This window comes from Priestia sp. JV24 (assembly GCF_025910025.1).
In the GTDB taxonomy this organism is placed as follows: Bacteria; Bacillota; Bacilli; order Bacillales; family Bacillaceae_H; genus Priestia; species Priestia megaterium.
Genome location: NZ_JAPCIN010000023.1, coordinates 407088 through 427996 on the forward strand (window position 1 = coordinate 407088; position 20909 = coordinate 427996).

23 protein-coding genes and 2 pseudogenes are annotated in these 20909 nt (G+C 39.0%); 2 read left to right on the top strand and 23 right to left on the bottom strand.

Translation table 11 applies throughout. The annotated features are described in order from the left end of the window. Positions 1-3 precede the first annotated feature (3 nt). The 18 genes from xseA to OK414_RS23420 all read right to left on the bottom strand — a co-directional run bounded on the left by xseA (position 4) and on the right by OK414_RS23420 (position 13164). Positions 4-1344, bottom strand: coding sequence for an exodeoxyribonuclease VII large subunit (xseA, locus tag OK414_RS23335; RefSeq protein WP_016765542.1), 1341 nt, complete (start codon positions 1342-1344; stop codon positions 4-6). Positions 1345-1428: 84 nt separating this feature from the next. Continuing rightward, entirely contained in the window at positions 1429-1821 is a 393-nt protein-coding gene (gene nusB / locus OK414_RS23340; protein ID WP_013059142.1) for a transcription antitermination factor NusB, read from the bottom strand. Positions 1822-2042: 221 nt separating this feature from the next. Next, complete coding sequence (locus tag OK414_RS23345; protein ID WP_013059143.1) at positions 2043-2444, bottom strand: Asp23/Gls24 family envelope stress response protein; 402 nt, start codon at positions 2442-2444, stop codon at positions 2043-2045. Between the two features lie 29 nt (positions 2445-2473). After that, on the bottom strand, positions 2474-3826 hold the full coding sequence (accC, locus tag OK414_RS23350) for an acetyl-CoA carboxylase biotin carboxylase subunit (protein ID WP_013084993.1): 1353 nt from the start codon (positions 3824-3826) through the stop codon (positions 2474-2476). A 12-nt stretch (positions 3827-3838) separates the two neighbouring features. Further along, positions 3839-4345: an acetyl-CoA carboxylase biotin carboxyl carrier protein gene (accB, locus tag OK414_RS23355; RefSeq protein ID WP_034648955.1), complete on the bottom strand. Its 507-nt coding sequence runs from the start codon at positions 4343-4345 to the stop codon at positions 3839-3841. Between the two features lie 352 nt (positions 4346-4697). Next, complete coding sequence (locus tag OK414_RS23360) at positions 4698-5348, bottom strand: SpoIIIAH-like family protein (protein ID WP_272801048.1); 651 nt, start codon at positions 5346-5348, stop codon at positions 4698-4700. Between the two features lie 7 nt (positions 5349-5355). Continuing rightward, on the bottom strand, positions 5356-6018 hold the full coding sequence (spoIIIAG, locus tag OK414_RS23365) for a stage III sporulation protein AG (RefSeq protein WP_013084996.1): 663 nt from the start codon (positions 6016-6018) through the stop codon (positions 5356-5358). Next, positions 6015-6635 (bottom strand): stage III sporulation protein AF, encoded by a 621-nt coding sequence (spoIIIAF, locus tag OK414_RS23370; RefSeq protein ID WP_013059148.1) that lies wholly within the window; start codon positions 6633-6635, stop codon positions 6015-6017. The genes spoIIIAG and spoIIIAF overlap by 4 nt, the downstream gene beginning before the upstream one ends. A 5-nt stretch (positions 6636-6640) precedes the next feature. Further along, complete coding sequence (spoIIIAE, locus tag OK414_RS23375) at positions 6641-7825, bottom strand: stage III sporulation protein AE (protein ID WP_013059149.1); 1185 nt, start codon at positions 7823-7825, stop codon at positions 6641-6643. 24 nt (positions 7826-7849) lie between these two features. Continuing rightward, the gene (spoIIIAD, locus tag OK414_RS23380; RefSeq protein ID WP_013059150.1) at positions 7850-8233 is read right to left on the bottom strand and encodes a stage III sporulation protein AD; all 384 of its coding nucleotides are present in this window, start codon (positions 8231-8233) and stop codon (positions 7850-7852) included. 20 nt (positions 8234-8253) lie between these two features. Continuing rightward, the gene (spoIIIAC, locus tag OK414_RS23385; protein WP_013059151.1) at positions 8254-8460 is read right to left on the bottom strand and encodes a stage III sporulation protein AC; all 207 of its coding nucleotides are present in this window, start codon (positions 8458-8460) and stop codon (positions 8254-8256) included. 19 nt (positions 8461-8479) lie between these two features. Beyond that, entirely contained in the window at positions 8480-8992 is a 513-nt protein-coding gene (gene spoIIIAB, locus OK414_RS23390; protein ID WP_013059152.1) for a stage III sporulation protein SpoIIIAB, read from the bottom strand. Between the two features lie 6 nt (positions 8993-8998). Continuing rightward, positions 8999-9946: a stage III sporulation protein AA gene (spoIIIAA, locus tag OK414_RS23395; RefSeq protein ID WP_034648949.1), complete on the bottom strand. Its 948-nt coding sequence runs from the start codon at positions 9944-9946 to the stop codon at positions 8999-9001. A gap of 65 nt (positions 9947-10011) precedes the next feature. Beyond that, on the bottom strand, positions 10012-10293 hold the full coding sequence (locus OK414_RS23400; protein WP_013059154.1) for a YqhV family protein: 282 nt from the start codon (positions 10291-10293) through the stop codon (positions 10012-10014). Positions 10294-10431: 138 nt separating this feature from the next. Beyond that, positions 10432-10989: an elongation factor P gene (gene efp, locus OK414_RS23405; RefSeq protein WP_013059155.1), complete on the bottom strand. Its 558-nt coding sequence runs from the start codon at positions 10987-10989 to the stop codon at positions 10432-10434. 19 nt (positions 10990-11008) lie between these two features. Beyond that, a complete protein-coding gene (locus OK414_RS23410) occupies positions 11009-12067 on the bottom strand; it encodes a M24 family metallopeptidase (RefSeq protein ID WP_047932624.1) in 1059 nt (352 codons plus the stop codon). Position 12068: 1 nt separating this feature from the next. Continuing rightward, on the bottom strand, positions 12069-12506 hold the full coding sequence (aroQ, locus tag OK414_RS23415; RefSeq protein ID WP_034648945.1) for a type II 3-dehydroquinate dehydratase: 438 nt from the start codon (positions 12504-12506) through the stop codon (positions 12069-12071). A 121-nt stretch (positions 12507-12627) separates the two neighbouring features. Then, on the bottom strand, positions 12628-13164 hold the full coding sequence (locus OK414_RS23420; RefSeq protein ID WP_016765547.1) for a YqhR family membrane protein: 537 nt from the start codon (positions 13162-13164) through the stop codon (positions 12628-12630). Between the two features lie 313 nt (positions 13165-13477). Between OK414_RS23420 and OK414_RS23425 the strand changes: the two genes are divergently transcribed. Together OK414_RS23425 and OK414_RS23430 are read left to right on the top strand one after the other, a co-directional pair. Further along, complete coding sequence (locus OK414_RS23425; protein WP_263045096.1) at positions 13478-14434, top strand: DUF1385 domain-containing protein; 957 nt, start codon at positions 13478-13480, stop codon at positions 14432-14434. 48 nt (positions 14435-14482) lie between these two features. Next, positions 14483-14881 carry an SA1362 family protein gene (locus OK414_RS23430; RefSeq protein ID WP_013059160.1) on the top strand — a complete coding sequence of 133 codons (399 nt, stop codon included), beginning with the start codon at positions 14483-14485 and terminating at the stop codon, positions 14879-14881. 30 nt (positions 14882-14911) lie between these two features. Here OK414_RS23430 and OK414_RS23435 read toward each other — a convergent pair whose 3' ends face one another. The 5 genes and pseudogenes from OK414_RS23435 to OK414_RS23455 form a co-directional block, all read right to left on the bottom strand. Beyond that, on the bottom strand, positions 14912-15793 hold the full coding sequence (locus OK414_RS23435) for a patatin-like phospholipase family protein (RefSeq protein WP_016765549.1): 882 nt from the start codon (positions 15791-15793) through the stop codon (positions 14912-14914). Positions 15794-15895: 102 nt separating this feature from the next. Next, complete coding sequence (mntR, locus tag OK414_RS23440) at positions 15896-16327, bottom strand: transcriptional regulator MntR (protein ID WP_034648943.1); 432 nt, start codon at positions 16325-16327, stop codon at positions 15896-15898. A gap of 284 nt (positions 16328-16611) precedes the next feature. After that, positions 16612-18390, bottom strand: a pseudogene (locus OK414_RS23445) (vitamin B12-dependent ribonucleotide reductase); the annotation flags it as partial. 372 nt (positions 18391-18762) lie between these two features. Beyond that, positions 18763-19551, bottom strand: a pseudogene (locus OK414_RS23450) (ribonucleotide reductase N-terminal alpha domain-containing protein); the annotation flags it as partial. Positions 19552-19863: 312 nt separating this feature from the next. Continuing rightward, entirely contained in the window at positions 19864-20697 is an 834-nt protein-coding gene (locus OK414_RS23455; protein ID WP_013085005.1) for a biotin/lipoate A/B protein ligase family protein, read from the bottom strand. Positions 20698-20909: the final 212 nt, after the last annotated feature.

Consider the following 20909-nt stretch of genomic DNA (forward strand, 5'->3'; position numbering starts at 1 on the left):
TTTTCATCGCTCCTCTATTTTCGAAACTTCACACTGCAACTGTCCATCGGTCAAACGAACGTTTACCACATCGCCTTTGGATACTTGTTTGGTTGATTTAATTAACTCTTTTTCTTTATCGTATACTAAGCTGTAGCCTCTTTCCATTGTTTTTAATGGACTAAGCGTATGTAATTTTGACGTTGCCGTTGCAAATAAAAGCTGTTTTTGCTTTAGCAGCTGCTGCATCTCTTTTGTCAGCATTTTCGTCAGCTGCTGTTGACGCTCCGCCGCTTTCGTTAACTGATGCTCGGGGTGATTGCGCAACAAAGCGGCTGTTAGCTGCTCGTAGTTCGTCCGTTTATGTTCAATGTACCTTCTACCTTCACGATAAAAACGCTCCATCAACTGATCTAACTGCTGCTCTTTTTGCTCGACCAACTTTTGAGGATAACGAAAAGCATATGATTTCTGGGATCGTTCAAGCCTGCGGCTACTAGACTGAAGCATTTCTTTCATCGAACGAAGAAGACGGATGTTTCGCTGAGTCAATCTTTCTGTAATTTCACTGATATGAGGCACAGCTAATTCCGCAGCACCTGTTGGAGTAGGAGCGCGAAGATCTGCTACAAAATCTGCAATTGTAAAATCGGTTTCATGTCCAACCGCTGAAATAACAGGAATAGTAGAAGTGAAAATTGCACGAGCAACGCTTTCTTCGTTAAAAGCCCAAAGCTCTTCAATTGACCCACCACCGCGGCCAACAATTAATACGTCTGCTTCTTTACGACGGTTTGCTTCTTCAATTGCCTTAATGATAGACGGTGCCGCATTCACTCCTTGAACAAGAGCGGGCATAACAATAATGTTCGCATTATATCTGCGCTTTAATGTCGTAATAATATCACGTACGGCTGCTCCAGTTGGAGATGTAATAACACCTATTGTTGTTGGATACTTGGGCAGTTTTCGTTTCCTAGCAGGATCAAATAAGCCTTCTTTTTCCAGCTTTTTTTTCAGCTGTTCGTAGGCTAAGTATAAATTTCCAACGCCGTCAGGCTGCATTTCTTTTACGTACATTTGATAATTTCCGCTTGGTTCATAAACCGAAATTTCAGCTCGAATGAGTACATTCATTCCTTCTTCAGGCTGAAAATTAAGCAGCCGGTTATGCCCAGCAAACATAACGGCTGCGATACGAGCATTTTGATCTTTCAAGGTGAAATACATATGTCCCCGACTATGACGTTTAAAGTTGGAAATTTCTCCTTTAATCCATACATCTTGCATGTGAGGGTCTACATCAAACTTGCGCTTAATGTATCGTGTAAGAGCCGTAACGGTTAGATAACGCACTTCACTCATCGTTTTGCCTCCTTTGCAGTCACCCTCTCCCCTTTATATAAAGGAGAGAAGCATTTTGGTCACTTGATTTGGCAAGATGAACCTTTATTTAGATAAAGTTGTTAACACTTTAGACAATACGCCATTGATAAACTTGCTTGATTGATCATCGCCGAACGTTTTCGCTAATTCAATCGCTTCATTTAACGTAACGCTCGTAGGAATTTCTTCTTCATACTTCATTTCGTATACGGCAATACGTAGGATAACGCGGTCTACAGTAGCTACACGATCTAACGTCCATTTTTCTAAATGATTGCGTAAAAGTTCATCAATTTCTTGCTGATGTTCAACCACACCTAGCACGAGACTTTCTAAAAATTGATCAGACTTTTCATTTTGTACAACATTTCCGATTGCCTCCATTGGCTCGGTCTGCCCTAAATCATGCTGAAATAGTGCTTGTAATGCTTTTTGGCGTGCTGTATGTCTTTTCATTATTTTTGCTCCTTTATTTATCTTCTTCAACTAGTATACCTAGATAATAGCATAGTTTATGATACGATACTTCATTGTTCTTAGACGAAGTTTGTAGAACACGAAAAAGACCGTCTTTATGACGAGACAGTCTTTTTCACTTTACCATAGCTTGTGCTGAAAAGGAACAAGTAATCATACGTTATTCCATTTTAGCAACAGCCGTTAGGTAAACGTTTGTTTTATTCAACTTCTTCAATATCAGTTTTTTGCGTATCAAACTGAATCCCTACGATATGAATGTTTACTTCATCGAGATCAATAGCTGTCATATTTTTAAGGGCTTGACGAATGTTATCTTGTACTTGTTGCGCTACGTTTGGAATAGACACTCCAAACTTCATCATACAAAATACGTCTACTTTTATCCCGTTTTCTGTTAAGTCCACTTTTACACCTTTACCGTGGTTTTTCTTTCCTAGTTTCTCCACAACGCCAGCTGCAAAATTTCCTCTCATTGCAGAAACGCCTTCTACTTCAGAAGCAGCAATACCCGCAATGACTTCAATAACCTCAGGAGCAATTTCTACTTTGCCAAGAGAATTTGGGTGTTCTTCCATTTCTAATACATGATTTTCATTCATGTACAGCACCTCCTATAGTTTATATTATACTAAGAATTCATTACGTCATATAGCTCAAGAAACTTCGTGTTGAATTCACCGCTAACAAATTTTTCATGATTTAATAGTTTTTGGTGAAAAGGAATAGTGGTTGCAACGCCGTCGATAACAAATTCATCTAACGCCCGCTTCATTCGTTCAATAGCTTCCTCACGAGTTGGCGCATGAACAATCAATTTAGCCACCATTGAATCATAGTAAGGCGGGATTGCATAGCCCGGGTATGCAGCAGAGTCTACGCGCACTCCGTAGCCACCTGGCGGCAAGTACATTTGAATCGTACCTGGTGATGGCATAAAGTTTTTCTCTGGGTTTTCCGCGTTGATTCGGCACTCAATTGCCCATCCGTTAAATGTCACTTCTTCTTGCGTAAACGGTAAAGTTTCACCATTTGCCACTTTGATTTGTTCTTTAATTAAGTCAACTCCTGTCACCATCTCTGTAACAGGGTGTTCTACTTGGATACGCGTATTCATTTCCATGAAGTAAAATTTGTTTTCACGGTAATCATAAATGAATTCCACTGTTCCGGCTCCTGTGTAATTAACGGCTTGAGCAGCTTTAACAGCAGCGTCGCCCATTAATTCACGCGTTTTTTCGTCTAACGCTGGAGAAGGCGTTTCTTCAATTAACTTTTGAAGACGGCGTTGAATCGAGCAATCACGCTCTCCTAAATGTACAGTATTCCCATGAGAATCAGCCAACACTTGGATCTCAACGTGACGGAAATCCTCAATGAACTTTTCAATGTACACACCAGGGTTACCGAAAGCTGTAGCAGCTTCTTGCTGTGTAATTGTAATACCTTTAATAAGCTCTTGTTCATTTTTCGCAACGCGGATTCCTTTTCCTCCGCCTCCTGCCGTTGCTTTAATAATAACAGGATAGCCAATATCATTAGCGATTGACATACCGTCTTCCACTGACTCTACAATTCCAGTTGAACCAGGAACAATTGGAACACCCGCTTCACGCATCGTTTCTCTCGCTACGTCTTTTGTTCCCATTTTGTTAATGGCTTCAGGACTTGGTCCTACAAATGTAACGTTACACTCTCTGCATAGCTCTGCAAAATCAGCGTTTTCAGCTAAAAAGCCGTATCCAGGGTGAATAGCGTCACAGCCCGTTAGCATCGCAACACTCATAATGTTTGTAAAGTTTAAATAGCTGTCTTTAGATGACGTTGGTCCAATACAATACGCTTCGTCTGCTAATTGTACATGCAAAGAATCGCGATCAGCTTGAGAATGAACAGCTACTGATTCTACACCTAACTCTTTACACGCTCGAATAATTCGAACCGCAATTTCTCCTCGATTCGCAATTAATAGCTTTTTAATCATATTTACCGCTCCTTATTCAGGCTTTACTAAGAAAAGAGGTTGACCGTATTCTACAAGTTGTCCACTTTCAACTAATACGTCAACGATTTCACCTTTAACTTCTGCTTCGATTTCATTAAATAATTTCATTGCTTCTACGATACATACAACCGAATCTTTTTGTACTTTATCTCCAGGAGTCACGTATACATCTGATTCTGGCGATGATGACGCATAGAAAGTCCCTACCATCGGAGATGTAATTTTATGTAAGCTTTCATCAACCGCTGGGGCCGCTTGTTCTTCTTTTGGTTGAGCAGACTGTGCTGCTGGGGCTGGCGCTGGAGCCGCTGCTGCCTGCGGTGCAGGTGCTGCCACTTGTTCAGGTGCCGAAACCACTACTTGCTGCGCTTGTTTGGAAACAATTGCGTCTTTTTTCTTCATCTTAATTTTGGAGCCTTCGTGCTCATAGGTGAACTCCTCGATTGATGATTGATCAACTAGTTTAATGATCTCACGGATCTCTTGAATTTTTAACATATTGAACACTCCTACCTCATGAAAATAGAATTCTCTACAATGTTAATAATACGACAGATGGCTACAGCCATTCAATTCGTTTGGCAAACATTAAAAAGAAGTTCCACTTACTCTATAATAACTTTTTAGCGTTATCGTTTTATAAATGGAAACATAGCTTTACAGATGACAACACTTATGAAAACGTTTGTCACCTAGTACTAATATAAGATTATGAAACCTATTATAACCGAAGTAAAAAAAGAAAGCCATGTTAAAATTTTTACCGTCTCGCTTAAATTTTAGTCATTTCATAAAAAAAGAAGTGTAAACAACCCCAATTTACGGCTGTTTCACACTTCTTTTATTCCCTTTATTTAGTTGGTTGAAACTCTACCGCTACTTCTTTTGGACCCATTTCTTTTTTGACTAGCTGAATGATTTGATTTGCTTTTGTTTTTGAGTGTTTTTCTGTCTTAACCGTAATTTGTACTTGCTTTCCGTCTGCTCTTACTAGCGCGTCACTGTATCCTTTTGCTTTAATTAATGTTTCCAGCGTGGCTTCTTTTTCCCCAAGCTTTGATAATTCATCAATTTTATCCATCGCCTTGCTTACTTCCGCAGGCGTCACATTTTTTGATGCAGCTACTTCTTGATACTCTTCTTTTAATTGACTTCTTTCATCATTTAATTCCAAACGAAGAGCCGTAAATAGCTCGTCGCTGTCTGTGCTTGATACAACCGCTGATTCTTTTGCATTTTTAGCCGTTTCCTTCTTTACATTTCCTGCTGAACCTTCAGTTTTTGAATCTTCTTTTGTTCCTGATTTCTCATCTGTCTGTTGTTTTGTATCTTCTGCAGGAGCCTTGTCATCAGCCTGCTTTTCGCTCTGTTTTTCATTGTCTACTAGCGCAACATTACTCTGAGGATTTTCTGGCGTTGTCATATAATACACCGATAACACAACAACTAAACTTAACATTGTTAATAACCAAACCGTTTGCTTTTTTAATAACATATTCATTTCCCCCTCATCCTTTTTTCGCTAATACTGCTACTCTATGACTTGGTATATCGAGCGCTCTTGTCACGGCTTCAATAATAGATTTCTTTACCTCGATATTATCAGCTCCTTTAGCGACAACTAACACGCCTCTTACTTTTGGCTTTTCGGTTTTAACTACAACAGGCTTTTCTTGTTCTCCGCTTCTTACAATGACCAGCTGTTCGTCTGTTGAGGAATCTTCAACTTTACGAGTCCCTCCTTCACGGTCTGTTTCGTTGGTCGTTTGCGATTTTGTGACGCTGTTTTTTTCATATATTTTGGATTCTGTTGCATCTAGGTTCACAATTACTTTTACCTTACTTACGCCTCTAACTTGATCCAAAATATCTTTCAATTCTTCCTCATACCGCTCTTCATAGCCTGTCATTGTTGTTGTCTTTTTAGAGCTAAAAGCGGGAACATCCTGTGATACCGGTGGTGCGCTGGTTTCTTTGCTTGCACTCTTTAGTAATCCGCCTGAATTCATAGATGTTGTGAGTGAGTTGCTAAATACCATAAAGATAACGCCTGCAGCTAGTAAAATGCCTATATACATTAACTTTGAAGGTTTCTTCGTAGTTGATGACTGTTTAAGTGAAAAGAACCGCTGAAAAAATGATGGGTCACCTTTTTCTGGCTTTTGACTCATTTCGTGTCTCCCTCCTCCATATTCACAACAACTTGGCCTTGTTTTACATCCCATTTTGCTGCTAAATAGTTGGATAATTTCTTGGATTCTGTTGGTTTGTTTGTTTCGATCGGTGTGGAGGTATCAATAGAAATAACTTTCACAGCTGAAACAACCTCGGAATCATCCGATGCTTTTTTACTTACGGCAACTGAAATGGATTTAATATTATCAGCGGTAGGTTCGTCGTTCGGCTTTTTTGTTTCAATGTGAATTCGATCAATTGCTACACCATACTGATCCATCAACTCCTCTTTTACATCTGCCTCCATTTGGACAGCCATTTGTTCTAAAATATATGCACGTTGTGAAGCTTGTATTTCTTTTTTCTGATTTTCTATTGAATTTTCTACCTGCTGATCGGATCGAATAGATGATAAGCTAAGTGATTTCAGCATTTGATTAACATCCACTTTGAAAATTTGAAAAACGGGTGTAATAATAATCAACATTAAAAGAAGTCCAACCACCAGCTTTGTATATTTTTGAAAACTAGAATTGGGCAATAGTAAATTAATAATGGTAGCTAATAAGATAAAAAGAACGATATTAGTAATCCACGTCGTTAAGGCCTGCAATTTCTTCACCTCACCATCATTGTGACGTTGCTCGCTGTAATGATGACCGTTAAACATAAGAAAAACATAAGCGAGACAACCGCAAGCGCCGCAAAAATATAGATGACGCTTTTACTGATAATGCTCAAGCAGGAAATAACCGGTCCTCCTCCAATGGGTTGAAGAAGAGCTGCTGCTAGCTTATAGATAAAAGCAAGCGTTAACACTTTAATAGCCGGAAACGCGACGATTAACAGTAAGACTGCTACTCCAGCAATCCCTACTGAATTCTTTAATAGAAGCGAGGCACTGATGACTGTATCAGCCGCATCTGTGAACACACGCCCTACAACAGGTATAAAGTTCCCTGTGACAAACTTTGCCGTTCGAATTGTAATACCGTCGGCAACAGCTGAAGTAGCCCCTTGAACGGACAGCACTCCTAAAAAAACAGTTAGGAATATTCCGAGCACGCCAATGCTTATATTTCTCAACAGCTGCGCAAGCTGTGTAACCTTATGTTCATCTGAAATCGTACTCACAATGCTAAGCAGTGCTGAAAGAAAAAGCAGCGGCATCACTACGTATTGAATAAGCAAACCGCTTGTGTTCATTAAAAACAAAATCATCGGATGAAAAAAGGCTGCCGATACAACTCCTCCTGATGATGCCATTAAGGCAAGCAGCAGCGGCACCAGAGCTAAAATGAATTTGGTCATGGTCTCAATCGCTCCCGTTGCATAAGAGATAGCAATTTGAAAACTATTAAGAGCAATGATGATCAAAACCATATATACAAGCGCATACGCTACTTTACTTACGGTTTGCTGATTAAACGCACTTTGGAGTGTTTGTAAAAACACGCTAAAAACCGTTAGCATAATGAGTGTACCGAGGAGTTTTCCATTCGCTAATACTTCATGAAATAAAAACTTTACAAGACCTCCTAGCCATTCTTTAAGAGAGAACTCTTTTTCTCCTTTTAAAAAATCGACTAAACTTCCCTTCTGACTCTCCGGTAAAAAGCCGCCGTATTGGGTAATAATATCGTCCCAAAACTGTTTGACTTCATCGATACCGAGCTTATCAATTTGTTCATTGACAAGTTCTTGCTGCTTCGGGGGTTCGGAAGCTTGTACATTTTCTGGAAAGAAAAAAAAGAGGAACAAAAGAAGAGCGAGTATATTCACTTTAAACGTCCACCGCTTCATTTCGTCACCTCATATTAAGTAAAATTAATTGGGCAGCATTGAAATAATCGTTTCAATAATGACCGTTAAAATAGGAATTGCCATGGAGAGAATCAGCACTTTTCCACCTAATTCAATTTTAGAAGCAATGGCACCTTGCCCTGCATCTTTCGTAATTTGAGCACCAAATTCGGCGATATAGGCGATACCAATAATTTTCAAAATGGTTTCCACATAAATCATGTTAACGTGGGCATTAATCGACAGCCGCTCGACCATCTTAATAATTTCGTAGATTTGATCAATTAAAAACAGAAAGATCACGGATCCCACGAATACAACAAGTAAAAAAGCAATAGGTGATTTATGTTCTTTTAAAATAAGAGCCAAAAACGTAGCTACTAACCCTAAACCCACAATTTGAAGCATTTCAATGGCAACTCACCCCTCTACCCTTGAAATAAAAAAACCGATTTGATTTTTTGAAATAAGTCCTCTACAATCGAAGCAACCATAAATAAAATATAAATAAAACCGATGAGGGTAACCCAGTTCGCGTAATCTTTTTTTCCCATCTGTTCGAGTACGGTGACTAAAAAAGCTACGACGATACCAATCCCAGCAATCTGAAAAATGGTGTTCATATCAATTCCCACATTCAATCCTCCTCTATCGCTACATCAATAGAATGACCAGTAGCAATCCAGATAGAAAGCCTAAACTTTTAACCATTTTTTCATAGCGATTCTGCTTATCAACTGCATCTTGTTCTTCGCGTTCAAGATGATTCAGCGTCAGTAAGATATGCTTTTGCTGCGAATAACGATCATGCTGACCAAGCGTTTCACCAAATTGTTTTAAGATTTCTAGTTCTCCCGTTTTAAGTGCGGTTTGTTTCCAAAATTGGTCCAACGTCTTTTCCCAAGCTTCCTTGACACTTTCAGTACCTTCTTTTAATTTCATAGAAAACTCATTAAATAAAGAAGCCAAAGGATTAGGAAGCTGTAGAGATAACAAATGAGCAACTTCTTGAAGAGGCCGATTGCTGTACATAATTTCTGCTTCTAACGACCTCAGAGCCGTTTTTAATTGCCTGAGCTGCCTAGGTCTTGCACTAAGCTGCTTTGCAAACTCAAATCCTGTGTAAGTGGAAGCAAATAAGATAAAGATGGCACCAAACAGTTTCATACACCATCACCCTTTACTATTTTCAATAAGCGACTTTTCAGCGGACGTTTTCATGGAATTATAGTGCTCATCGTAGATAGCCTCAAGTGTTCCAGGACCTCGGCTGTTCGATAGCACAACATACCTTTTGAATACGTGAAGTTTCATTAAAGCTTGCAAAGTGGGACGCTTCATTAAATCGTCAATGTCATAGCCATGAACAGTCATAATGACACGAACGCCAGCATTAACCGCTTCAAGTACGGCCTTACAATCTTCTTCACTTCCCACTTCATCCACGATCAGCACATCGGGGCTCATGGAGCGAATCATCATCATCATGCCTTCAGCTTTCGGACAGCTGTCTAATAAATCCATTCTAGATCCGAATGTATGCTGAGGAACCCCTTTAACAGCCCCAGCAATTTCTGATCGTTCATCTACAATTCCGACTTTAAACGGAGGAATCTTAGAGCGCTCTATGCCTGTACTTATTACTCTGGCTAAATCGCGAATCATGGTTGTTTTTCCTGTTTGAGGAGGTCCTATAATGACCGTACTTTGCCAATAGCGATTGTATAAAAAAGGAATAAGCTGATTCGAAATACCAATCTTTTGTTTAGCAATCCGGATATTAAAGGATGATACATCTCGAATCACACGAACCTGTCCATTTTCCGTTACAACTTTTCCCGCTAGCCCAACCCGGTGCCCGCCTTCAATGGTGACATATCCTTTTTTCAATTCTTCTTCAATCATATAAATCGAAAACTGGCTTAATTTATTTAAGATAAATAAAGCATCTTCTGCACTTGGAAGATACGATTCGAAATATGGCTGATTGTTGATTGTAAATTCGACAGGTCTTCCTATGCGCACTCGAATTTCTTCTAGTAGATGAGAATGGTTTGTGACATAAAATTCAACAGTCTTTTTTAAATTAGGCGGAAAGATTGCAAGTATTTCGTTTAACATATTCATCCCCTCATATTTGAACTCACTTCAATGTATTATAAGCTTGACCATTTTATGCCTACCTTTTATTTAAAAACACCGATTAAAATGAAGAGCACTCCTACTACAATCATGATTAATTTCCCAAAAGATAATTGATCGGCTACGGACACTAAACCTATGGTAAAAGAACTCACCATTACAATCGGACCAACAAGCGCTAACATTCCATTAATCATTAACGCTTTTTTCACATCATTGTTTGTGACAATTAAAATAGCGGCAATAAACTCAATAAATGAAGAAATAAATCGAAGGCACGCCATCGTTAATACCGTACCGTTTAAATGATCCAACCACTGCTTCATAAGCCCCTCCTATACCTCTGCTTTGTTTAGTACAACCTATGCAAAATAAGGAAGAGTTAGCACAAAAAAACATACAAAAAAGGCAGAGAATGATTCTCTGCCTTTTTTGTATGTTTGCAGCTTGCTTACACGATCCAATTACGCGCGTGATACGTAGCTGCTGTCTGTTGTGTTGATAATTAATACGTCGCCTTCGTTTACAAAGAACGGAACGTTTACTGTTAAGCCAGTTTCCACAGTTGCCGGTTTTGTACCGCCAGAAGCTGTGTCACCTTTAATACCAGGTTCAGTTTCTGTTACTTTAAGCTCAACTGTGTTTGGAAGTTCAACACCTAATGTCTCACCTTGGTACATCATAATTGCTACTTCCATATTTTCTTTTAAGAATTTTAGCTCATATTCAATTGCACTTGCCGGAAGCTCTAATTGCTCATAAGACTGGTTGTCCATGAATACGTGCTGATCGCCGCTTGCATATAGATATTGCATTTTACGGTTATCAATTTGGGCTTTCCCTACTTTTTCACCTGCACGGAACGTTTTTTCTTGCACAGCTCCTGTACGAAGGTTACGTAGTTTTGAGCGAACGAATGCAGCGCCTTTACCAGGCTTTACGTGTTGGAAATCCATTACACGCCAAATACCTCCGTCTACTTCTACTGTCAAACCTGTACGAAAATCATTTACTGAAATCATGAAGAAATCCTCCTATATTTTATAAAATAATGAACTCTTTTGATGAGTGCGATAATGCCTCATTACCTTCTGCTGTGACGATCGTATCATCTTCAATACGCACGCCCCCTAAGTCTGGTATGTAAATACCTGGTTCAACGGTTACAATCATACCTGGCTGCAGTACATCTGTAGATTTCACAGAAAGTGATGGGCCTTCATGTACTTCTAACCCTACGCCGTGACCGGTCGAATGTCCAAAATACTGGCCGTATCCGTGTTCTGTAATATAATCACGCGTTAGCGCATCTGCTTCTTTACCCGTCATACCTGCTTTGATGCCGCTCATTCCGTTAAGCTGCGCTTGCAGTACGACATTATAAATTTCTTTTAGCTTATCACTTACTTCACCGACGGCAAATGTTCGTGTGATATCTGAACAGTAACCATTATAGTATGCGCCAAAATCAAGCGTTACAAGTTCGCCTTTTTCAATGACTTTGTCAGAAGCAACACCATGGGGTAAAGCCCCGCGATGCCCTGAAGCAACAATTGTATCAAAAGATGAAGATGTTGCGCCTTGTTTTCTCATAAAGAACTCCAATTCATTAGATACTTGAAGCTCTGTTAAACCAGGACGAACAAAGGTTAAAATATGTTCATATGCTGCATCTGCTATTTTTGCAGCTTCCTTTAATATCTTAATCTCTGAGTCACTCTTTATCAAGCGTAAGTTTTCGATTGCGTGCGAGATTGGAACAAGTTCCGCGCCGATATGCTTATCAAATAATTGATGCTGTCCATATGTAACATAATTCTGTTCAAAACCAAGCTTTTTAATTCCAAATTGTTTCACTACATTCGCTACTTCTTCTACAATAGGACCCTTGTGCTGAACGATATCAAAACCTTCTGTTTGACTAGTTGCTTGGTCAACATAACGAAAATCTGTTACAAATGCCGCTTTGTCTTCAGAAATAATAACGACACCAGCAGATCCTGTGAAATTGGTCATATAGCGCCTGTTATATTCACTTGTAATTACAACACCGTCCACATTCAACTTTGAAAACTGTTCGCGTAGTTTTTCGATTTTCATTTTATTTCCCCCTTAATTGTAAAAGTGCCTGCAGGGCAAGCTCATATCCATATAAACCTAACCCGACAATTTGACCATGTGTAACAGGTGCCGTCACCGAATGGTGGCGAAACTCTTCACGCTTATGTACGTTCGAAATATGCACTTCAATAACAGGAACAGATATACTAGCAATCGCATCTCGAATGGCATAACTGTAGTGAGTAAAAGCACCAGGATTGATCATAATCCCATCAAATTTCTCATCCGCTTCATGAATCCAGTCGATAATTACACCTTCGTGATTAGACTGTACGCACTCAACTTCTATCCCATGGTCTCTGCCTGCTCGCTGAAGTTTCTCTTCAAGATTTTGAAGATTATCTGTCCCATATACCGCTGGTTCGCGTACGCCTAAACGATTTAAATTAGGACCGTTTATTACTAAAATCTTATTCATCTTAATTCAACACTCTCCCCTACTACGAACCCTTTATGCAGCTCACTCATGTGAATTTGCACTTTATTTTTCTTTTTAAATCATTATATAGAATATATTAGCATACGTTGGAACATTCACACTACTTATTCGCCGTTTGAAAATCTGTAGATTCATCTTTTGTTTGAAGCTCTGCAGCTTCAAAAGAAATGGAATATCCGATGAATACACCATATAAAATATAAATACAGAGGGATGAAATAATCGTGTTAGCTGGAAGCTCTCCAATTGTTTTTAAGTTAGGAAAGAGCGGATTCAAAACAACGAATACAATTGCCCACCATAATAAGCCGTAAGCAAAACCTATCCAAATCGTTTTAAACTTCTTTAATAGGACGTAGTATAACAACCCGACAACAATAGATAATACCCCTATAAGAAAAATACTGACGATAACACCTATTCCTTTGTCCTTCCAATCACCTAATGCCCAAGGATCTAAAAGCATATTTGGATTGATAACACTAAAGCTGAACAAATAATTTAAATAGCCAATAAAGCTCCAGAAAATCCCTCCAAAAAAGGAAATAAAGATGGCTTTAAATAAAAAAGACATTTCCTGTTTATGCGTAGGGTGGTTATCCTGTTTTTTTTCATGCTGTTCTTTAGGTTCTGACATATTAATCACCTCTTGATGTAGTATGAACTTTTTTCTCATTTCCTACTGACTCATTTCTAAGTTTTTACGTTTATTACTCTTCCTATACGCAAGAAGGGAGCCTGATATCAAAGAGACATTTTAAAACTACTTCGCACAGAGTTTCATAAACAAATTTTATAAGTGAAAGGAAAAAAATTCATAACAAGGGTGTGGAGATGAAAAATATTGGCTAAACTAGATAACATGCATCCGCCTAGAGGTTTATTTGATTTTGCTGTAGAATATAAAATACTAAGAAGTCTAGTCTAGTTAAGTTAGGTTGGTGCCTGAAATGTCTAAATTACAAAAACCTGCGTATGGTGGTCAAGCCGTTATAGAAGGCGTCATGTTCGGCGGCAAACGTATGATGGTGACGGCTATTCGCCGCAAAGATCAATCTATTGATTATTTTCATTCAAAAAGAAAATCAAATTCCGTACTCGCTGCTTTTAAAAAAATTCCTTTTTTACGAGGAATTGCTGCTATTGTTGAAGCCAGTGCAAACGGTACGCAGCACTTGAACTTTTCCTCTGAACGCTATGACGTGAATCCAGAAGATGATGCTCAAGTAGCAGAAGAACAACAAAAAGAGAAAAAAGAATCAAAACTATCTTTAATATTTGGCGTTGCAACTATTGGTGTAATATCCTTTCTTTTCGGGAAAGTACTATTTACATTGATTCCTGTGTTTTTAGCACAATTGACACGTCCTGTTTTCACTTCAAGTGTAGCTCAGGTTTTTATTGAAGGAGTATTTAAACTATTATTGCTCCTTGGCTATATTTATGTGATTTCACAAACGCCACTTATTAAACGGGTGGTTCAATATCATGGAGCAGAACACAAGGTCATTAATGCATATGAAAACAATGCTGAACTTACGGTAGAAGCCGTGCAAGCACAATCTCGACTTCATTATCGCTGCGGAAGTAGCTTTATCCTCTTTACCGTAGTTGTAGGAATGTTTGTCTACCTACTCGTTCCAACGGATCCTCTTTGGTTACGAATTGTGGATCGCCTTGCATTAATCCCAGTTGTCCTTGGTTTATCATTTGAAGTGTTACAGTTAACCAATAAAGTTCGTCATGTCCCTCTTCTTCGCTTTTTAGGTTATCCCGGTTTATGGCTTCAGCTTTTAACAACCAAAGAACCAAAAGATGATCAAGTTGAAGTTGCGATTGCTTCATTTAAAGAACTTTTACGCGTTGAAAATGAACGTTCTTCTACCACTGACGAACAAGTTGTCTAATCCACACCGTTTTGCTTTCTTTTTTTACTATTTTAGGAGGTGAACAAAATGAGACGTCCATTCGTGAAACCACTTGTATATGGTCTAATCGGGTTAGGAGTCATTGGCTTTGCATTTACGTTGATTACAGATCCAGCTGTTTTATTACGTCAAGCAGGTTATATTTTTCTGTTTATCATTTTGTTTTACTTAGTTTATCGGTTTATTCTCCGCCCTTCTCAGACAAAAGGTCAAGATAGAGGCTATGTGCGCGCAGTAAAACAATCAAAACTGCGTCAAAAAGAAAAAGAGCGAGGAAGCAACAAAGTTGATATGCATACGTACCGAAGCTCAAATAAGCGCCCGGTATCCAAATCAACGAAACCGCTAAAGAAAAAGAAAAACAACTCACACTTGACCGTCATCGAAGGTAAAAAAGGAAAAAAGAAAAATAGAGCATTCTTTTAAAAAAACAAGGAGAAAAGCCTCCTTGTTTTTTTAATAGCACCATTTTTTCAAAAATGCCCTTGTACGCTTTTTTCCAAACGCAATCAGCTCTTCCTTCCGTTCTTCTGTGAGGGTAAATTCTGTCGCAAAAACTTGATTAACAGGTAAAAAGATAATATTTTTTTCGTGACGTTTTGAAATATGTCTTGCATCGTGCGCATCTTTCATCGTCTCAAAAAGCGCGCTGAATAAACCAACGGCATTTTTAATTTTATTCCGTTCCCTTTCTTCGTCCTTCGGGCTCAGCTTCACACCAATTACCGGTCGCTTCTTAAGACTTTTATCATCATCAAACAGAAAAATTGGAAAGTTGCTTAACACGCCCCCGTCGACTATTAAACTGCTTGGGGTAGATTTTAATTTAACCGGCTCAAAAAAATATGGAATGCTGCAGCTCATTCGAACGGCTCTTGCTACAGAAAAGCGATTCGGGTCGATTTGATATTTAGGCAAATCATCCGGAAGAACAAGCATCGTACTGTTGGTCAAATCTGACGCAATAATACGTAGCGACTGATCAGGCAAATCAGCAAATGTACGAATTCCTCTGCTCCGCAATTTCTCAGCAATCCACTTTTCAAGCCTTTCTCCTTTATACAATCCCATTTTCCAATATAAAAACAGCCACTTTGTCAAGCTTGATGGTAAAAAAGACATTCTTTGATCTAAAAAAGACGATAACTCAATTTCATTCATCATTTCAACAATTTCTTCACTTGTATAACCGGCTGCTACAAATGCACAAATAATGGAACCCGCACTCGTTCCGGCTAACCGCCGAAAGATCAAGCCTTTTTCTTCTAGAGCTTGTAACGCGCCAATCAGTGCAAGCCCTTTAATACCGCCACCTGAAAACACTCCGTCGACGTACACAGCCTCTCCTCCAAACTACCCACTCTACATTTGTAGTCGACTCAGCAACAAGTTATGATAAAAAGAAAAAAAGCAGTGACGCTATTGGCCGCTGCTTTTTTCTTATAATTTCTGCTCTTCTTCATTTTGTTTTTGTACATTGCGAAGATCTTGAATACGGTTATGATTTTCTTCAAAGTATTGAACCAAATCTCCAATTCGATCAATGGAATTCCAGCTTAAATGATGTTCAATTCCTTCTACGTCATCATAAATATTTTTCTCATCTACGCCAATGATGCGCAGCAGCTGCTCTAAAAGCTCGTGGCGATAAACAAGACGTTTTCCAATCTTCTGCCCCTTAGCTGTTAAAACAAGGCCTCGATATTTTTCATAAATTAAGTACTCATCTTTGTCTAGCTTTTGAACCATCTTCGTTACAGATGAGGGGTGAACCGCCAATGCATCAGCAATATCAGACACTCGAGCGTATCCTTTATCTTCAATTAGCATATATATTTGTTCAATATAATCTTCCATACTCGGTGTAGGCATGAAATCTCCCCCAATTAATATTATGTATTGCTAATAATAAGTCATAAATGTCTGTTTCTTATAGTGATATCGTGTTCATGTTTGATAATCTATGTGAAAAAAACGTGTAAATAAAGCGATGTCATAAGATAAAACTGGATAAAAGACATTCAATTAAAATCATACTACAATGCTTATTCAAATACAAGAACCGTTCGATCCCGCTTCTTATTTATGCCCCATTTTTATACATAATAAAAGCTGACTCGTTTGAGTCAGCTTTTACTAGTCAATCATGTTCAAAATTAAAGGCCGCATTTCAGCTGTGCACCACAGTTTGTACATGTGTTGCATCCGCCCATTTCTTCTACCGTTCCTTGACGGCAAACCGGACACGTATTACCTACTTCAGAACCGATTGTTACATCAGTTGAACGAATTTCATTAATTGTATCAACTAACACAACGTGCGGTTTCGTTTCTTCTTTTGGCGCTTCAATTTCTTCATCAAACGTATTTTCTTCTGCTTTTAGCGTTAAGACTTGTGCATCACGGCTGCCGTCTACATACACCGTACCGCCTTTTGCTCCGCCTTTATACAGACGCTCGTACACTTTTTGAACTTGCTCTACTGTGTAACCGCGAGGAGCGTTTACTGTTTTACTAATTGAACTGTCAATCCAGCGCTGAATCACACATTGCACATCCGCGTGAGCTTGTGGGGCAAGTTCCATAGCTGAAATGAACCATTCAGGAAGGTTGTTTGGATCTGCTTCTGGATGCTGATCTAAATACTCTTGAACGATATCAGCTTTTACTTCAATAAATTTACCTAAACGGCCGCTTCGGAAGTATGAGAATGAGAAATAAGGTTCAAGACCCGTTGATACTCCAACCATTGTTCCAGTACTGCCTGTTGGCGCTACTGTTAATAAATGAGAGTTTCGGATACCGTTCTCTTTAATGTTTTCACGAATATCTTCAGGCATTTTTTTCATGAAGCCTGTATTTGTGAATGCTTCACGTAAAGAAGCCGTTTCAGCATCTGTTTCGCCCACTAAGAACGGGAAGCTTCCTTTTTCTTTTCCAAGCTCTACAGACGCGCGGTAAGCCGTCGTTGCAATTGTTTCAAACACTTTATCTACTAACTCATTGCCTTTGTCAGAGCCGTACTCTGTTTCACAATAAATAAGAAGATCGTGAAGACCCATTACACCAAGGCCAACGCGGCGTTCGCCAAGCGCTTGCTTTTGGTTTTCTTCTAAGAAATAAGGAGTTGCATCAATAACGTTATCTTGCATTCTAACGCCTGTTTCAACCGTTTGACGTAACTTTTCAAAGTTAACAGTTTTCGTTTCTTTATCTGCCATTTGCGCTAGGTTAACAGCAGCTAAGTTGCAGACAGAGAATGGTGCAAGTGGTTGTTCACCACATGGATTTGTTGCAACAACGTGCTGACCATATGCTTGAGCATTTGTCATATCATTAGCATTGTCAAAGAAGAAAATGCCTGGTTCAGCTGAGTACGTTGCACAAATATTAATTAAGTTCCATAGCTCTTTTGCACGGATAGTACGATACGTACGAACTTTGTTTCCTTGTTTTGCCCATTCGCGCACATCGCCTACTTCGTGCCAGTTTTCATTGTAGTTAGCCATTTCTTCTTTTGAATAGCTTTCTACGTCTGGGAAGCGAAGTTCGTATTCTCCGTCGTTTTCAACAGCATCCATAAAATCTTTTGTTAAGCATACAGAAATGTTTGCTCCTGTTAAAAACTCTGAGTTATGAACGCTGTACGTTCCGCCTGTTTGCAGCTTTTCTTCTGCATCTTTGATGATTTTTTCACTGAACCCACCAAGACCAGGAATTTGTTTATAGTTAATGATTCCTTGGTACATCGCTTCTTCAGACTCTGTTAGCGGCGTGAACTTCAATTTATCTTGCGCATGTTTTTTAATCATTTCGTCATTTGTGTTTTCAATTAAGAAACGTAAAATGCGAGGGTTTTGCATTTTAGAAATAATAAATTCTACAATGTCAGGATGCCAGTCGGCAAGCATGATCATTTGGGCCCCCAATTTGTTACTCTTCGTTAAGAAGGGTACGGTCATTTCTGCCGTACTCTTACACTTTCATGTAAGATCAGACTATATCATCAAAGAAGAAAATTCCTTTGTCTCGTGCCCCATAGCGACGTTGCCGTTTGCTATGGTTTACTCCTTCCTTTGCTTCCATCATAACATCTACTTTATTCACTAAAGTTTTATTACATCAGAACTTTTAGGAAGTTTCAATAGTCGTTGAACCTTTATCTTCGTTTCCAAAGACACTTGGCTGCTGATTGCCCAATCTTTCCTCTTTTCTAACCATCACGCTCATCGTTGCCGATCACGTTGTGGTGAAGAAAGCTCTAAGGGTGTTCCAGCAATTCACGAGATTACGTCGCCGGTTTGTTAACGACGTGACCCACCTTGCTCAACAAGATGCGTCAATTTAGCAATATCATCTAACCATGAAACCGAACCAGATGATTTGCCGTTTACACCGCGAGCCAGCGTGTTGCGGGGGCGAAGAGTTGAACCATTCGTTCCAACACCGCCTCCACGGCTCATGATTTCCATTACTTGTTTGCGGTGTTCTGAAATACCTTCACGTGAATCTTTTACATAAGGCATTACATAACAGTTGAAGTACGTTACGTCCGTATCAGCACCTGCACCGTAAAGAACGCGGCCAGCTGGTACAAAGTTTAGCTGAACAAGCTCTTGATAGAACTTTTCAAACCACTCTTTGCGCTTTTCTTCTGTTTTTTCCACAGAAGCTAAACCTGTTGCATTACGTTTTGCAATTTGCTCGTAGAAGACTTCTAGAGGTTTTTCAATGACATCTAAAGAACGAGTGATTAATCCGTTTTCTGCTTCTTCAGGCGATAAAGCTCCTCTAAACTCATCTTCTACCTTGACAACAGCGGTTTTTTGCTCAAAATTAATGCTTTCCACATAGCCAAGTCCTCGTGCTGGAAATTTTGGATCTTCCTTTACAGTTAGAACAACAAAATCTCCTTCTGATAACGTTAATTTTCCCGTATCTTTAAACGCATAGCGGTCTAACATTACCAATCTTGAAACACCTTTATGAGTCAACTTCATATCCGGTGTAATCGGATGTACTTGCGGAAAGCGTTCAATATCTGAATTGAGCTTTTCAACATTCATATTCACTTTTTGATTTAACAAAACAGTCATTCTCACAACTCCTTACCTATCGAACATCTATAAATTTATTAACTCTATTTCCTTTTAAAGGAAATAGAGTTTTTCAATCAACTATCAATAACTTACCACACGGCTTGGACGAATTCAATATATAGTATTTGGCACTTCTCTAAACATCTACATATAGAAGGGTGTCAAGTGAAATATTTTTTTTTTCGTAAAAAAAGTGTTTGACTTTTCTTCCCTATGTATTCTATTAGCCAAGCATTGTTTCTAAAAATTCCAATAAAAAGTGCAACTTATAAGAAGTTGCACTTTTATCTATTTCCCATGGGCATCCGTTTAGCGCTTAAAGTTCCATTCATCCGATCCGTACTTTGTACGCGCTAGTTCTTCTACATATGCTTCCTCTTCTTCAGACAGTGTATACGGTTCTAAATCGATATCAAGAGCAGAAGCAAACCCTTTATAAAACGCTTCTTTTGCTTCTTCAATAGAGATTTTGCGGCCCGCAATTGCATTAATGGCTACCGCTTTAGAACGAAATGCGCGCTGCATTCTTTCTTTCACGCGATCATTTGGATAATTAAACACGCTGAATAATTTATCTTCGTCAATCTCTAACAGAATAGAGCCGTGCTGTAGAATAACTCCTTTTTGTCTAGTTTGGGCACTTCCAGCAATCTTGCGGCCCTCTACAACTAGTTCATACCAAGAAGGAGCATCAAAGCACACGGACGAACGAGGGTTTTTTAAGCTATTTTTTTCTTCTTCTGAACGAGGAATAGCAAAATAAGCCTCGAGCCCTAACGAACGAAATCCTTCCAGTAAACCTTCAGAGATTACGCGATATGCTTCTGTAACTGTCTTGGGCATGTTAGGATACTCTTCAGATACAATTACGCTGTAAGTAAGCTCTTCATCGTGAAGCACGCCCCTGCCGCCCGTTGGACGTCTTACAAAGCCTAATCCTAATTCTTTTACTTTATCAAAGTTAATTTCTTTTTCAGCTTTTTGAAAATAACCGATTGACAGCGTTGGAGGGTTCCATCCATAAAAACGAATCGTAGGTGGAATTTCTCCTTTACTATGCCATTCTAATAACGCTTCATCTAACGCCATATTGTAATAAGGCGAACGGTTGTTGGAATCAATAAATCTCCACTTTGCTTTCATCTACCTCATCCTCAGCTATATGTAATATAAAAAATAAATCCGTTTTTTAGTCTACCAAAAGATTGAGCTAAGGAAAAGCAAAGAGCAACATAAAACTGTGAATTCAAATGTGGTAGTTTTTTCATTTTCGGGAAGAAATCCGCTAGATTCAAGGCAAAATCGCTTTACTTCTAATTTCATTCACTTATATAATAAGAGTATGGATTTTGTCG

Coding starts and splice junctions, on each gene's coding strand:
- mntR (WP_034648943.1), bottom strand. CDS start 16,327: ATGCCTACACCGAGTATGGAAGATTATATTGAACAAATATATATGCTA.
- spoIIIAA (WP_034648949.1), bottom strand. CDS start 9,946: ATGTTAAACGAAATACTTGCAATCTTTCCGCCTAATTTAAAAAAGACT.
- accB (WP_034648955.1), bottom strand. CDS start 4,345: ATGTTAAAAATTCAAGAGATCCGTGAGATCATTAAACTAGTTGATCAA.
- OK414_RS23345 (WP_013059143.1), bottom strand. CDS start 2,444: ATGAATGAAAATCATGTATTAGAAATGGAAGAACACCCAAATTCTCTT.
- nusB (WP_013059142.1), bottom strand. CDS start 1,821: ATGAAAAGACATACAGCACGCCAAAAAGCATTACAAGCACTATTTCAG.
- OK414_RS23425 (WP_263045096.1), top strand. CDS start 13,478: ATGTCTAAATTACAAAAACCTGCGTATGGTGGTCAAGCCGTTATAGAA.
- spoIIIAD (WP_013059150.1), bottom strand. CDS start 8,233: ATGCTTCAAATTGTGGGTTTAGGGTTAGTAGCTACGTTTTTGGCTCTT.
- OK414_RS23420 (WP_016765547.1), bottom strand. CDS start 13,164: ATGTCAGAACCTAAAGAACAGCATGAAAAAAAACAGGATAACCACCCT.
- spoIIIAB (WP_013059152.1), bottom strand. CDS start 8,992: ATGAAACTGTTTGGTGCCATCTTTATCTTATTTGCTTCCACTTACACA.
- OK414_RS23430 (WP_013059160.1), top strand. CDS start 14,483: ATGAGACGTCCATTCGTGAAACCACTTGTATATGGTCTAATCGGGTTA.
- OK414_RS23410 (WP_047932624.1), bottom strand. CDS start 12,067: ATGAAAATCGAAAAACTACGCGAACAGTTTTCAAAGTTGAATGTGGAC.
- aroQ (WP_034648945.1), bottom strand. CDS start 12,506: ATGAATAAGATTTTAGTAATAAACGGTCCTAATTTAAATCGTTTAGGC.
- spoIIIAE (WP_013059149.1), bottom strand. CDS start 7,825: ATGAAGCGGTGGACGTTTAAAGTGAATATACTCGCTCTTCTTTTGTTC.
- accC (WP_013084993.1), bottom strand. CDS start 3,826: ATGATTAAAAAGCTATTAATTGCGAATCGAGGAGAAATTGCGGTTCGA.
- OK414_RS23455 (WP_013085005.1), bottom strand. CDS start 20,697: ATGAAAGCAAAGTGGAGATTTATTGATTCCAACAACCGTTCGCCTTAT.
- OK414_RS23360 (WP_272801048.1), bottom strand. CDS start 5,348: ATGAATATGTTATTAAAAAAGCAAACGGTTTGGTTATTAACAATGTTA.
- efp (WP_013059155.1), bottom strand. CDS start 10,989: ATGATTTCAGTAAATGATTTTCGTACAGGTTTGACAGTAGAAGTAGAC.
- xseA (WP_016765542.1), bottom strand. CDS start 1,344: ATGAGTGAAGTGCGTTATCTAACCGTTACGGCTCTTACACGATACATT.
- spoIIIAG (WP_013084996.1), bottom strand. CDS start 6,018: ATGAGTCAAAAGCCAGAAAAAGGTGACCCATCATTTTTTCAGCGGTTC.
- OK414_RS23400 (WP_013059154.1), bottom strand. CDS start 10,293: ATGAAGCAGTGGTTGGATCATTTAAACGGTACGGTATTAACGATGGCG.